Below are 12,907 nucleotides of genomic sequence, written 5' to 3' on the forward strand. Positions count from 1 at the left end.
CATGCCGGGACCGTCGACCCCGACCGGTACCGTGGGGGGCGTGACTGAGTCCAGCCGTCCCCGCCGGGCCCTGCTGGTGGAGAACATCCACCCCGGCGCCGCCGCCATCCTCCGCGACGCCGGCTTCGAGGTCGACACCGCGGACCGGGCTCTCGACGAGGCCGACCTGGCGGAGCGGATCCCCGACATCGACGTGCTCGGCATCCGCTCCGGCACCCAGCTCACCGAGCGGGTCCTCGAGAAGTCCCGCCGGCTGATGGCCGTGGGCGCCTTTTGCATCGGGACCAACCAGATCGACCTGCCGGCCGCGACGATGCGCGGCGTCGCGGTGTTCAACGCCCCGTTCTCCAACACCCGCTCCGTCGTCGAGCTGGCGGTGGCGGAGATCATCGCTTTGACCCGCGGCCTGACCGGCAAGAACGAGGCGATGCACGCCGGCCGCTGGGACAAATCCGCGGCCGGCAGCCACGAGATCCGGGGTCGGACCCTCGGCATCGTCGGGTACGGCAACATCGGCACCCAGCTGTCGGTGCTGGCGGAGAACCTGGGTATGTCGGTGCAGTTCTACGACACCGCCGACCGCCTGGCTCTCGGGAACGCCAAGCGCTGCGACAGCCTGGGGGAGCTGCTCGAGGGATGCGACATCGTGACCCTCCACGTCGACGGCCGCCCCGGCAACCATCAGATGTTCGGCGAGGCGGAGTTCGCCAGGATGCGGCCGGGATCGCTATTTCTCAACCTGAGCCGGGGCTTCGTCGTGGACCACGTCGCGCTGCGCCGCCACATCGAGTCGGGTCACCTCGCCGGGGCGGCCGTCGACGTGTTCCACCAGGAGCCGGCGAGCCGCGACGAGCCGTTCGTGTCTGAGCTGCGGGGCCTGCCCAACGTCATCCTCACCCCCCACATCGGCGGGAGCACCGAGGAGGCCCAGTCCGACATCGGCCGCTTCGTGGCCAACAAACTGGTCGACTACGCAGCGGGGGGCAGCACCGGGCTGAGCGTGAACTTCCCCAACCTGGAGCTGGCGCAGCGGGCCGGCGGCCACGTGCTGGTCCACCTGCACCGCAACCTGCCTGGCGTGCTGGCGACCATCAACGGGATCTTCGCCGAGCACCGCATCAACATCGAGGGGCAGGTGCTGGCCACCCGAGGGGACGTCGGTTACGTCATCACCGACATCGCCAGCGACTACACCGAGGAGATGCTGGCCCGCCTCCAGCACATGGACGAGACGATCAGGCTCCGTCTGCTCTGAGCCGGCGGGCTGCCCTGAGCTGGCGGCCTGCGGTCGTCACGCCGCGGGCGGGACCGCCACCACCGCCACGGTGATGTTGTCACCGCCGCCGGCCGCGTTGGCGGCGTCGACCAGGCTGCGGGCCATCTCGATCGGGGTGGTTCCCCCGTGCTCGGTGATCAGCGACGCCAGGTGCTCGGGCGGCTCGAAGTAGTTCCAAAGGCCGTCGGTGCACACCAGCAGCAGCCCGCCGCGCTCGGTGGTGAACACGCCGACCTCGGGTTCCTCTCCCTCCCTCGCCCCCGCTCCCAGCCACCGGGTGATGACGTGGGCCTGCGGAAGCCGGTAGGCGGCCTCGGGGGGCACCCCCTGCTTGATGGCCATCTCGGCGAGGGAGTCGTCGACGGTCAGGCGCCGGCTGGCGTCGCCCGGCTCCTCCTGCTCGTCGGGCTCGGGCGTCAGCCAGTAGGCGCGGCTGTCGCCGACGCTGGCGACCGCCACCCGGCCCGGCTCGACCAGCGCCACGACGATCGTGGTGGAGGGGGCGGCGGGGTGGCCGCCCGGCTCGTCGCCGGGCACGCCGACCACCGCCGAGCCCGCCGCGCTCACCGCGGCCCGCAGCACGTCGGTCACCGCGGCCGGGTCGGGCTGCGCCGGGCCGGTCAGCGACGGTCGCAGGGCGTCGGCGGCGGCCGCCGCGGCCGCGGCCGACGCCTGGTCCGGGTTGGCCGACGACGACACGCCGTCGCACACGACGACCGCGGCCCGGTCGCCTTCCACCGCCACCGCGTACGCGTCCTCGTTGCGACGGTGCCGGCGGCCCCGGTCGGTGACCGCGGCGGCCATGCCCAGATCGGTCTCGGCGTGGTCGTCGTCGGGGAGGGTGGTGGCGTCAGTCACGAGGGGCTCGGGTCGGTGGGTGCGGCCGGGTTCCCAGTGTGGCAGGAACAGGCGGTCACGAGCAGCACCGGCCGAAAGGTACCGGGTAGCTCAACCGGCGCGGCGGAGGGCGTCGGTCAGGTCCTCGATCAGGTCCGAGACGGTCTCCAGTCCCACCGACAGGCGGAGAAGGCCGGGGTCCACGGCCAGGGGGCTGGCCGCCACCGACGCGTGGGTCATGCGGTGAGGATGCTCGATCAGCGACTCCACCGCCCCGAGCGACTCCGCCAGGGTCCACAGGCGCGTGGAGCGGGCCACCTCCAGCGCCGCCGGCTCGCCGCCGGCGAGGACGAACGACACCATCCCGCCCGGCTTGCGCATCTGGTGGGCGGCCACCCGCGAGCCGGGGTGCCCGGGCAGGCCCGGGTACAGCACCTGGCTGACCGCGGGATGCTCCTCGAGCATCCCGGCGACGGCCGCGGCGCTGGCGCAGTGGCGGTCCATGCGCACCGCCAGGGTCTTGACGCCGCGCAGCACGAGGAAGCAATCGAAAGGAGACGGCACCCCGCCGGCGGCGTTCTGGAAGAACGCCAGCCGCTCCGCCAGCTCGTGGTCGTTGGTCGCCGCGAACCCGCCGACCACGTCGCTGTGGCCGCCCAGGTACTTGGTCGTGGAGTGGACGACGATGTCGGCGCCGAGGGCGAGAGGCTGCTGCAGGTATGGGGTGGCGAAGGTGTTGTCGACCACCAGGATCCCGCCCCGGGCGTGGGTGGCCTCCGCCAGCGCGGCGATGTCGGCGACGCCGAGCAGCGGGTTGCTCGGGGTCTCCACCCACACCATCCGCGTCGTGGGCTGCCAGGCGCCGGCCAGGTTGTCGGAGCCGACACCGGAGGAGTCCAGCCGGGCGCTGGTGTAGGTCACCCCCATCGGCTGGTGGACCCGGTCGACCAGCCGGAACGTCCCGCCGTACGCGTCGCCGGGGATGATCACGTGGTCCCCCGGGCCGAGCAGCGACAAGATGGCGTGCTCGGCGGCGAGCCCGCTGGAGAACGCCATCCCGTGCCCGGCGCCCTCAAGGTCGGCGAGGCACGCCTCCAGCGCGGCGCGCGTCGGGTTGCCGGACCGGCTGTACTCGTAGCCCCGATGCTCCCCGACCGCGGACTGCGCGAACGTGGTGGCCAGCGATATCGCCGGGACCACCGCGCCGGTGACCGGGTCGTGGGGCGCGCCGGCGTGGATGGCGCGGGTCTCGAAGCCGTCCCGCCCGCTCTCCCCACCTGCCTGCGGCAACTCGCTCATCGTTCGATCCCCGCCAGGTAGTCGAGCAGGTCGCTGCGGGTCACGATCCCGGTCGGGTGGCCGCCGTCGAGGACCAGCACCGCGCTGGCGTCACCCAGCCGCTTCGCGGCCGCGTCGACCGGCTCGCCGGTCCCGATCATCGGCAGCGGAGGGCCCATTACCTTGGCGACCGGCTCGTCCATCATCGCCGGCTCGCCGAGGACCGTCTCGAGCAGGGCCCGGTCGCTCACGGTGCCGACCACCTCCGCGAGGCGCAGCGGCGGCTCCGCTCGCACGACCGGCATCTGCGACACGCCGTACTCCCGCAGCACCGAGATGGCGGCGCGGACGGTCTCCTCCGGGTGGATGTGGATCAGCGGCGGCAGGTCGGCGCCCTTGTGGGCCAGGACCGCCTCGATGGTGTCGCCGCCGGCCCGCAAGAACCCGTGGTCGGCCATCCACCCGTCGTCGTACACCTTGGACAGGTAACCCCGGCCGGAGTCGGGCAGGACGACCACCACCACCGCGTCGGGGCCCAGGTCCCGCCCGAGCTGCAGCGCGGCCCACACCGCGGTGCCACACGAGCCGCCGACGAGGATCCCCTCCTCCCGGGTGACCCGGCGGGCGGTGAGGAAGCTGTCGCGGTCGGACACCTCGATGACCCGGTCGGCGACGGTCCGGTCGTAGTTGCCGGGCCAGTAGTCGTGGCCGATGCCCTCCACCAGGTAAGGGCGTCCGGTGCCCCCGGAGTACACAGAGCCCTCCGGGTCGGCGCCGATGATCTGGATGTCGGGGTTCATCGACTTGAGGTAGTGCCCGATCCCGGTGATCGTCCCGCCGGTGCCGATGGTGCTGACCAGGTGGGTGATCCGCCCGGCGGTCTGGCGCCAGATCTCCGGCCCGGTGGTAGCCACGTGGGCCGCCTGGTTGTTGGGGTTCTCGTACTGGTTGGGGAGGTAACCGCCCGGCGTCGACGCCGCCAGGCGAGCCGCCACCTCGGTGTAGGAGTCGGGATGGTCGTGGGCGACCGTCGGGCAGATGACTACCTCCGCGCCGTACGCCCGCAGCAGCTGACGCTTCTCCTCCGCGATCTTGTCGGGCATGGTGAAGATGCAGCGGTAGCCGCGGCGGGCCGCGACCATCGCCAGCCCGACGCCGGTGTTGCCCGATGTCGGCTCGACGATGGTGCCGCCTGGCTGCAGCGAACCGTCGGCCTCCGCGGCCAGGATCATGCTGAGCGCCGGGCGATCCTTGACGCTGCCCCCCGGGTTGAGGTACTCGAGCTTGGCCAGCAGGTGGCAGGACAGGTCCCGCCCGATGCGGTCCATGCGGACGATTGGCGTGCCCCCGACCAGGTCGAGGAGGGAGTCGGCGACCTCCATCGGCGGCCCGGGGTCGGTGAGCGGGCTGACCTCGATGCCCACCTCGACGCGAACCTCGTCGTCGCTGAAGAGGGTTACCGGCAACCCGGCGTGGTGCAACGCCACGGCCACCTCCGCGGCGCCTCCGGTGCCGGTCGCGCCCCACACCCCGACCGAGCGGGGGATGTGGGCGCGCAGGTCGGCGACGGTGTCACCACCCACGGGACCGGCCGGGATCCTGACCCGACGACGGGCCCGGGCCACCAACCGGTCGGGGGCCGGCGCATCTCCGACCACGACGAGGACGTCCATGCCGGCGAACCTAACCGGGCCGGGTGACAACCGGAAGTGCCGGTCCGGGACGGTCCGGGCTCATCCCGGCCGCGGGTCCTCGTCGACGCCGACATCGTCGACGCCGGCATCGTCGACGCCGACATCGTCGACGGTGGTATCGGCGCGGCCGGTGGCGGCCTCAGTCTGGGCCGCGGCGGCGGCGAGCAGCGCAGCGCCGACGATCCCCGCCTCGTTGCGCAGCGTGGCTGCCACCACCGGGGTCCGCAGGTGCAGCAACGGCAGGAACTTGTCGGCCTTGCGGCTGACCCCGCCGCCGATCACGAACAGGTCCGGCCACAGCAGGTTTTCCACCGTCTGGTAGTAGCGGTCGAGGTGCCGGGCCCAGCGCTCCCAGCTCATGCCCTCCCGCTCCCGGGCCGCGGCGCTGGCCTTGGTCTCCGCGTCGCGTCCGTCGATCTCCAGGTGGCCGAGCTCGCAGTTGGGGACCAGCACCCCGCGGTGGATGAGCGCAGTGCCGATTCCGGTCCCGAGGGTGCTGATCACCACCAGCCCGTCCCGGCCCTTAGCCGCCCCGAAGGTCACCTCCGCCACGCCCGCCGCGTCGGCGTCGTTGAGCGCGATCACCGCCTGACCGGTCACCTTGGTGAACAGGTCCTCGATGTCGGCGCCGACCCATCCGGGGTCGACGTTGGCCGCGGTGCGCACCACCCCGCTCGTGACCGCCCCCGGGAACGTGGCCCCGAAAGGACCGTCCCACCCGAAGTGGTCGACCACCGACGCGACCACCGCGGAGATCGCCTCGGGCGTGGACGGCTGGGGCGTCGCCACCTTGAAGCGATCGCCGACCAAGGTGCCCTCGTCGAGGTCGACGACCGCACCCTTGATGCCGGACCCGCCGATGTCTACACCGAAACCCTGGCGACCCACAGGGGACACCTTAGGTCCCGAGGTGCGCCGGACGTCCCGAGGGGTAGCGTCATGGCCGTGGACCCGCGTTATCCCGCCGAAGCCGAGACGTACCGTGAGAAGGTCCGGGCGTTCCTCGGGGAGCACCTGCCGAAGGACTGGGCCGGAATCGGGGCGCTCGCCCCGGACGCGGCCGGCCGTTTCGCCGAGGAGTGGAGGGCCACGCTCTACGAGAACGGGTTGCTCGCCGCGGCGTGGCCCAAAGAGTACGGCGGTGGGGGCCTCACCCCCCTGGAGCAGGTGATCCTCGTCGAGGAGTTCTACAAAGCCGGTGTCCCGACGGGCACCGCCAACGACGTGTTCGGCATCCAGATGGTCGGCAACACGATCCTGCAGTGGGGCACCGACGAGCAAAAACGCCACTTCCTGCCCCGCATCCTCTCCGGGGAGGACAAGTGGTGCCAGGGGTACTCCGAGCCGGGCGCAGGAAGCGACCTCGGCAGCCTCGGGACCAGGGCCACCCTCGACGGCGACGAGTGGGTGGTCAACGGCCAGAAGATCTGGACCTCCGCGGCCCACCTCGCCAACTGGATCTTCGTCCTGACCCGCACCGACCCCGACGTGCCCAAGCACAAGGGGATCACGTTCCTGCTGGTACCGATGGACCAGCCAGGCGTGGAGGTCCGACCGATCAAGATGCTGACGGGCAGCTCGGAGTTCAACGAGACGTTCTTCACCGACGCCCGCACCCCGAAAGACAACGTCGTCGGCCAGGTCAACGGAGGGTGGGCGGTAGCCATGACCCTCCTCGGCTACGAGCGGGGCGAGGCCGCGGCGACCACCCCGATCGCCTACAAGATCGACCTGGACCGGCTGCTGGCGCTGGCCCGCGAGCGGGGCCGGACCGACGACCCGCTGATCCGGCAGCGGCTGGCGTGGTGCTACTCGAAGGTCGAGATCATGCGCTATCTCGGCATGCGGACCCTCACCGGCTTCCTGGCCGGGCGCGGACCGGGCCCCGAGGCGTCGATCTTCAAGATCTACTGGAGCGAGTACCACCAGAAGGTCACCGAGCTGTCCCTCGACATCATCGGCGCTGAAGCCATGGTCCCCTCGGGCCGGTGGCCGACGACCGCGTTCCAAACCGACGTGCCCGGCGCCCCGAACGACTCGGCGTCGTGGGTCGGCTCGTTCTACAACGCCCGGGCCGGCACTATCTACGCCGGCACGTCGCAGGTCCAGCGCAACATCCTGGGCGAGATGGTCCTCGGGCTCCCGAAGGAACCCCAGACCCAGCCCTCGACGTGGCGCGAGCAGCAGGCGGCGGCGCGGGGTTAGTGGTCCGGCCGTGACCGTCCCCGGAACCGATCTGACCGGCAGGGTCGCCGTGGTCACCGGCGGCAGCCGGGGGATCGGCCGGGCCATCGCCGGGGGCCTGGCGGCCGCCGGCGCGGACGTGATCGTCGCCAGCCGCAAGCTGGGCGCCTGCGAGCGGGCGGCGACGGAGATCTCCACCTCCTGCGGGGTGCGGACCCTTCCCATGGCGTTCCACGCCGGCCGGTGGGCCGACTGCGACCGTCTGGTCGACGCCACCTACCAGGCGTTCGGTCGCTGCGACATCCTCGTCAACAACGCCGGGTCGTCGCCGCTTTACCCGTCCCTGGCGGAGGTGACCGAGGAGTACTACGACAAGGTCAGCGCCTTGAACCTGAAAGGCCCGTTCCGTCTCGGGGCGCTGATCGGGGCCCGCATGGCCGCCGCCGAGGGCGGCTCGATCATCAACGTGAGCAGCATCGGGTCGCTGCGCCCCAGCTCCCGGGAGCTGGTGTACTCCTGCGCCAAGGCGGGGCTCAACGCGTTGACGATCGGCCTGGCCGACGCGTACGGGCCGCGGGTGCGGGTCAACGCGCTGCTGCCCGGGATGGTCATGACCGACATCGCCGACGGCTGGCCGCCGGAGATGCGCGACGGGGCCGCCGCGGACACCCCGCTCGGGCGGCCCGGCGTCGCCGAGGACTTCGTCGGCCCGGCGCTGTGGCTGGCCGGTGACGCGTCGCAGTGGGTGACCGGGACGCTCATCCGGGTCGACGGCGGCCGGTTCCGTCAGACCAGCTGAACGACTCGGATCTGCGCGCCGGGCGGTCCCCGTGGCAACCTGGCTCGGTGCCGCAGTCGAAGCGGTGGGGAAAGGAGCCGTCCGCATGGACACGTCGTTGGAGGGGCGCACCGCCGCGCCCTTCACCATGGTCGTCGAGCTCGGCAAGGTCCGGGAGTTCGCTGCCGCCACCAAGTCGACCAACCCCGACTACGCCGGTGACCCCGGCGACCATCCGGTCAGCCCCGGGACATTCCTGATGAGCGCGGCGTTCTGGCAGAAACCGGAGAACAGCCCGTTTTTCGGGGTCGAGCTCAACTGGCACCGGATCCTTCACGGCGAGCAGGAGTTCGTCTTCCACGGGACCCCGCCGCGGGCGGGTGACGTGCTGACCGGGGTGGCGCGCATCGACCGGGTGTACGAGAAGGCCGGCAAGCGGGGCGGGACGATGACCTTCACCGAGAGCGTCACCGAGTTCCGCAACCCGGCCGGCGAGCTGGTGGCCGAGAGCCGGGGAACGATGATCGAGACCTCGCAGGCGGCGTCGTGAGCACCGCGGCCCTCCCGGAGGTGGGAGCCGAGCGCGAGCCGCTGGTCGGCTCCCCGCTGACCGTCACCGACTTCGTCCGCTACCAGGGCGCGTCCGGGGACATGAACCCGATCCACCACGACACCGAGTTCGCCAAGGCCGCCGGCTACCCCGGCCCGTTCGCGGTCGGCATGCTGCAAGCCGGCATCCTCTCCACCTACGCCACCGACTGGCTGGGCGCCCCCAACCTGCGCCGCTTCAAGGTGCAGTTCCGGGAGCAGGCGTGGCCCGGCGACGTCCTCACCTACACCGGCAAGGTGGTCGCCACCCGCGAGGAGGCCGGCGAGACCCTCGTCGATGTCGAGCTGGCCTGCACCCGCCAGACCGGCGGCACCCACCTGAAGGGGTGGGCCACCTTCGTCGCCTGAACGAGCGGGGTCAGCGGACGCCGGCGCCGCCGGCTCCGCTGGCCAGGTGCGCGATCACGTCCAGCGCGCCGTACTCGCCGGCGCGGGCCAGCACCGCGACGTCGTTGAGCGCGTCGCCGGAGGTGACGATCGGCGTCTCGACGTCGCCGCCGGCTCGGACCTGGCCCAAGCCGCACGCCGCCATCAGCCCGTTGCACAAGCAGACCCGACCCTCGGTGTCGGCCGGGTCGCCGCCCTTGGCGACGTAACGCTCGACCGGTTCGGCCGGGCAGCGGTAACCGACCCCCCCATTAGGGGTCCGGTACGCCTCGCGCAGGTACCCGAGGTCGCACACCCGGCGGCGCTGCCGGTAGACCTCCGGGTCCGACAGCGTCCCTGGGATCGCCGCCACCTTGAACGGGTACCCGGTGGACGACGCCCGGGTCGATGTCCGCACGGCCACCGGGTGGTCCCCCACCTCGGCGAGCACGCCGCGTCGCAGTGACGGCATCATCCCCGACTCCCGGCAGTACGCGAACAGCGACCCGACCTGCACGCCGGCGGCGCCGAGTTCGAGCGCGGCCGCGACGTCGTCGGGGGAGGTGATCCCCCCGGCGAGCCAGAAGGGCACGCCGAGCGCCCGCAACGCGCCGTGGTCGATGGCGTCGCGGGGTCCATAGACCGGGTCGCCGAGGTCGTCGACGTGCAGCGGACCGCGCGGCGGGGCGTTGTGGCCGCCTGCGACGGACCGCTCGACGACGAAACCGTCGACGGTGCCGTTGCTGCGCCGGGACAGCGCGTTGGCCACGACGTGGGACGAGACGATGGCGAGGAACGCCGGCCGGCGCAGCGCCGGGCCGTCCCCGAAGCGGGCCGGGTCGAAGTGGAGGTCGGGCAGCACGTCGCCGTCCGCGGTGCGCGACGCGAGCGAGACCGGCTCGCGCCGCGCGAACCGGTCTAGCGAGCCCGGCACGTGAGTGGGCAAGCCGGCGCCCATCAGCACGTAGTCCACCCCGGCGAGCATCGCCCCGTAGAGGGTGGGCAGCATCGGCAGCTCGATCTTGGTCAGCAGGTTGACGCCGACCGGCCCGTCGTGGCCGGCCTTGGCCAAGGCCACCTCCGCGTAGGCGGCCAGCACCGTGAGGTCCTGTGCCCGACCCTGCCGGCGGTGGGTGATCGGCGGGGCGGTCCGGTACGGGGCCCCCGGGGGCCGGCGGGCGTAGCGGGCCACGGTGGCGTCGACCAGGGCCGGCACCGGGAACCGCTCCAGCACGGCTCGCAGGCCGGGGGAGACCCCTTCGTCTTGGAGCCGGCGGACGAACACGTTGTCGATGCCCGTGCCCGACACCACCCCGAGCTGGCCGGCCCTGGCCACCGCTGCCGCCAGGCGCCAACCGGAGACGGCCACGCCCATGCCGCCCTGGATCAGCCACGGCCGGCCGCTGCCGGCAGCCATCCGATCCGTGCCGGTGCCGTGCGACGCTGCCGTTGGTGGGGTCATCGCCAGCCGACGCTAGTGACACTCCGCCGACGCCGGACAGGGCCCTTGGTCCTCTCCTGCCGGGCCGGGGCCACCGCCTCAAGCCGGGCCGGGGCCGTCGCCCCAAGCCCCCCAATCTGTTCCGCCACACGAATCGTAGCGCTCGGCCGGGGGCTTGCCGCAAGCCGCCCGGGTGTGATGACGATACGTGGCCGGCGAGGCGAAATGACGCCGCCGCGAGGAGGGAAGGCAGCAGATGTCAGCACGAGAGGACGCGGCCGTGGTGATAGTCGGGGCCGGCCCGGCGGGGATGATGCTCTCGGCGGAGCTGGCGCTGGCGGGTGTCGACGCGGTGGTCCTGGAGCGCCGCCCCGACCACGTCCTGGCGGACTCGAGGGCGGGCGGCATCCACGCCCGCACCATCGAGTTGCTCGATCAGCGCGGCGTCGCCGACCGGTTCCTGGCCGAGGGCCGCACGGTGCAAGCCGCCATGTTCGGGGCCACGACGCTCGACATGAGCGACTTCCCGACCCGTCACCCGTACTCGCTCGGCATCTGGCAGAAGCACATCGAGCGGATCCTGGCCGGCTGGATCGCCGAGCTCGGGGTCAAGGTGAGCCACGGGCACCAGGTGGCGGGCTTCGACCTCGACGATGACGGCGTCACGGTCCGCATCGCTCACGGGGGGTCCCTCCGGGCCCGGTACCTGGTCGGATGCGACGGGGGCCGCAGCGTGGTGCGCAAAGGTGCGGGAATCGAGTTCCCCGGTTGGGACGCGACCCGCAGCAACCTCATCGCCGAGGTCCAACTGACCGAGCAGCCGCCGAGCGGCATGCGTCAGGATGCCAGGGGCGTCCACGCGCTGCACCCGATGGAGGACGGCGTCACCTACCGGGTGGTGGTCACCGAGAGCGACCTCGAGGCCAGCGGCGAGGCGACCCTCGCCGACCTCCGGCGGTCGCTGGTCTCGGTGTACGGCACCGACTTCGGGGTCCACACGCCCACGTGGCTCTCCCGTTTCACCGACGCCACCCGCCAGGCCGCGACGTACCGCTCCGGGCGGGTGCTCATCGCCGGCGACGCCGCGCATGTGCACTACCCGGCCGGAGGTCAAGGCGTCGGCCTCGGCCTGCAAGACGCCGCCAACCTCGGATGGAAGCTGGCCCAGGTCGTGAAGGGAACCTCCCCCGACCGCCTGCTCGACACTTACCACGCCGAGCGCCACCCGGTCGCTGCCAGGGCGCTTCGCTACACGATGGCCCAGGGTGCGCTGCAGCGAAGCGACGACCGGATGGCCGCGCTGAGCGACGTCGTCGGGCAGCTGGCCGTGATGGACGAGCCCCGCCGGCTCCTCGCCGGCCTCGTCTCCGGCCTCGACATCCGATACGACCTGGGCGAGGGGCATCCGCTCCTCGGTCGCCGCATGCCGGACCTCGACTTGGACACCGGCGGCGGCAAGCTGCGGATGTTCGAGCTCCTCCGTTCCGCTCGTCCGGTGCTGCTCCACCTCGGCGCCGCGTCCGCCCCGGACGTGGCCGGGTGGGTCGAGCGGGTCCAGGTGGTGGAGGCCGCCTACCACGGCCGTTGGGAGCTGCCGGTGCTGGGGACGGTCGACGCCCCCACTGCGGTGCTCGTCCGTCCCGACGGGTACGTCGCCTGGGTGGGGGAGGGAGACGACGCGGGCCTCCCGGAGGCGCTGATCACCTGGTTCGGGCCTGGCGACGCCGACGGTCGGCCCGGCGGCGCTATTCGCTCAGAACCTCGGCGAGGACCGACGCACCACTGATGTCGACGTCTTTGGTCGCGGTGATGAGGGTCAGGGGGCGCAGCGCGGCCAGCTCACGCAGGTGAGCGACGGCCTGCGCGGCCTCGTCGCGTCCGAGCTCCGCCCGGTAGCGGCGTCGGAACTCGCCGAAGCGTTGCGGGTCGTGCCCGTACCACTTGCGCAGCTCGGCCGACGGCGCCGCCTGCTTGCACCACTCCTCCAGGTCGGCTTCCGCCTTGGTGACACCGCGAGGCCAGAGCCGATCCACCAGCACCCGGGAACCGTCAGACGGTTCGGGAGGCTCGTACGCCCGCCGTATCCGCACCGCCGGCCGAGTCATGCCCGACTCGGGTCCGGGGTCGACGCCAGGTGCGTGTCAGACATGAGCGCCACGCCAGGCTAGTCCTGCCGACGTTTCGGGCATCGTCGGCTACTCCTCCACGAAGATGCACTCCCCGGGGCATTCCTCGGCTGCTTCTCGAACCGAGTCCTCCATGCCGTCGGGGACGGTCGCGACGCCTTCGGCGCCGCCTGGGTCGTCGAGTGCCCGCCCGTCGTCTTTGACGTAGGCCAGGCCGTCGTCGAGGAGAACGAACACCTGAGGGCAGATCTCTTCGCACAAGCCGTCACCGGTGCAGAGATCCTGATCGATCCACACTTTCATCGCTGCAGCTCCCTT

General features: G+C 72.2%; 13 protein-coding genes. 6 read left to right on the forward strand and 7 right to left on the reverse strand.

What is annotated here, in order from left to right; translation table 11 throughout:
• Positions 1-40 precede the first annotated feature (40 nt).
• On the forward strand, positions 41-1,255 hold the full coding sequence (gene serA, locus K6U06_RS01250; protein ID WP_262320066.1) for a phosphoglycerate dehydrogenase: 1,215 nt from the start codon (positions 41-43) through the stop codon (positions 1,253-1,255).
• A 36-nt stretch (positions 1,256-1,291) separates the two neighbouring features.
• Here the strand turns inward: serA and K6U06_RS01255 are convergent, their stop codons facing one another.
• The 4 genes from K6U06_RS01255 to ppgK all read right to left on the reverse strand — a co-directional run bounded on the left by K6U06_RS01255 (position 1,292) and on the right by ppgK (position 5,982).
• Positions 1,292-2,134 (reverse strand): PP2C family protein-serine/threonine phosphatase, encoded by an 843-nt coding sequence (locus K6U06_RS01255; RefSeq protein WP_262320067.1) that lies wholly within the window; start codon positions 2,132-2,134, stop codon positions 1,292-1,294.
• A 90-nt stretch (positions 2,135-2,224) separates the two neighbouring features.
• Complete coding sequence (locus K6U06_RS01260) at positions 2,225-3,412, reverse strand: cystathionine gamma-synthase (protein WP_262320068.1); 1,188 nt, start codon at positions 3,410-3,412, stop codon at positions 2,225-2,227.
• On the reverse strand, positions 3,409-4,773 hold the full coding sequence (locus tag K6U06_RS01265; RefSeq protein ID WP_410050963.1) for a cystathionine beta-synthase: 1,365 nt from the start codon (positions 4,771-4,773) through the stop codon (positions 3,409-3,411). The genes K6U06_RS01260 and K6U06_RS01265 overlap by 4 nt, the downstream gene beginning before the upstream one ends.
• Before the next feature lie 351 nt (positions 4,774-5,124).
• Entirely contained in the window at positions 5,125-5,982 is an 858-nt protein-coding gene (ppgK, locus tag K6U06_RS01270; RefSeq protein WP_410050943.1) for a polyphosphate--glucose phosphotransferase, read from the reverse strand.
• A gap of 48 nt (positions 5,983-6,030) precedes the next feature.
• On the opposite strand from ppgK, the gene K6U06_RS01275 reads away from it, so the two are divergent.
• The 4 genes from K6U06_RS01275 (at position 6,031) to K6U06_RS01290 (ending at position 9,004) form a co-directional block, all read left to right on the forward strand.
• On the forward strand, positions 6,031-7,290 hold the full coding sequence (locus K6U06_RS01275) for an acyl-CoA dehydrogenase (protein WP_262320071.1): 1,260 nt from the start codon (positions 6,031-6,033) through the stop codon (positions 7,288-7,290).
• A 10-nt stretch (positions 7,291-7,300) separates the two neighbouring features.
• Positions 7,301-8,068 carry an SDR family NAD(P)-dependent oxidoreductase gene (locus tag K6U06_RS01280; RefSeq protein WP_262320072.1) on the forward strand — a complete coding sequence of 256 codons (768 nt, stop codon included), beginning with the start codon at positions 7,301-7,303 and terminating at the stop codon, positions 8,066-8,068.
• 85 nt (positions 8,069-8,153) lie between these two features.
• Positions 8,154-8,597: a MaoC family dehydratase N-terminal domain-containing protein gene (locus tag K6U06_RS01285; RefSeq protein ID WP_262320073.1), complete on the forward strand. Its 444-nt coding sequence runs from the start codon at positions 8,154-8,156 to the stop codon at positions 8,595-8,597.
• Entirely contained in the window at positions 8,594-9,004 is a 411-nt protein-coding gene (locus K6U06_RS01290) for a MaoC/PaaZ C-terminal domain-containing protein (protein ID WP_262320074.1), read from the forward strand. Before K6U06_RS01285 ends, K6U06_RS01290 begins: the two co-directional genes overlap by 4 nt.
• 10 nt (positions 9,005-9,014) lie before the next feature.
• Here K6U06_RS01290 and K6U06_RS01295 read toward each other — a convergent pair whose 3' ends face one another.
• Entirely contained in the window at positions 9,015-10,484 is a 1,470-nt protein-coding gene (locus K6U06_RS01295) for a nitronate monooxygenase (protein WP_262320075.1), read from the reverse strand.
• A 235-nt stretch (positions 10,485-10,719) separates the two neighbouring features.
• Between K6U06_RS01295 and K6U06_RS01300 the strand changes: the two genes are divergently transcribed.
• A complete protein-coding gene (locus K6U06_RS01300) occupies positions 10,720-12,249 on the forward strand; it encodes an FAD-dependent monooxygenase (protein ID WP_262320076.1) in 1,530 nt (509 codons plus the stop codon).
• Here K6U06_RS01300 and K6U06_RS01305 read toward each other — a convergent pair.
• Both K6U06_RS01305 and K6U06_RS01310 read right to left on the reverse strand, forming a co-directional pair.
• Positions 12,209-12,568 (reverse strand): DUF488 domain-containing protein, encoded by a 360-nt coding sequence (locus tag K6U06_RS01305; RefSeq protein ID WP_410050944.1) that lies wholly within the window; start codon positions 12,566-12,568, stop codon positions 12,209-12,211. The genes K6U06_RS01300 and K6U06_RS01305 overlap by 41 nt on opposite strands.
• Before the next feature lie 90 nt (positions 12,569-12,658).
• Positions 12,659-12,892: a ferredoxin gene (locus K6U06_RS01310; RefSeq protein ID WP_262320078.1), complete on the reverse strand. Its 234-nt coding sequence runs from the start codon at positions 12,890-12,892 to the stop codon at positions 12,659-12,661.
• Positions 12,893-12,907 lie beyond the last annotated feature (15 nt).

Origin of the sequence: Acidiferrimicrobium sp. IK, from assembly GCF_025499425.1 — a bacterium.
Lineage (GTDB): Bacteria > Actinomycetota > Acidimicrobiia > Acidimicrobiales > Palsa-688 > Acidiferrimicrobium.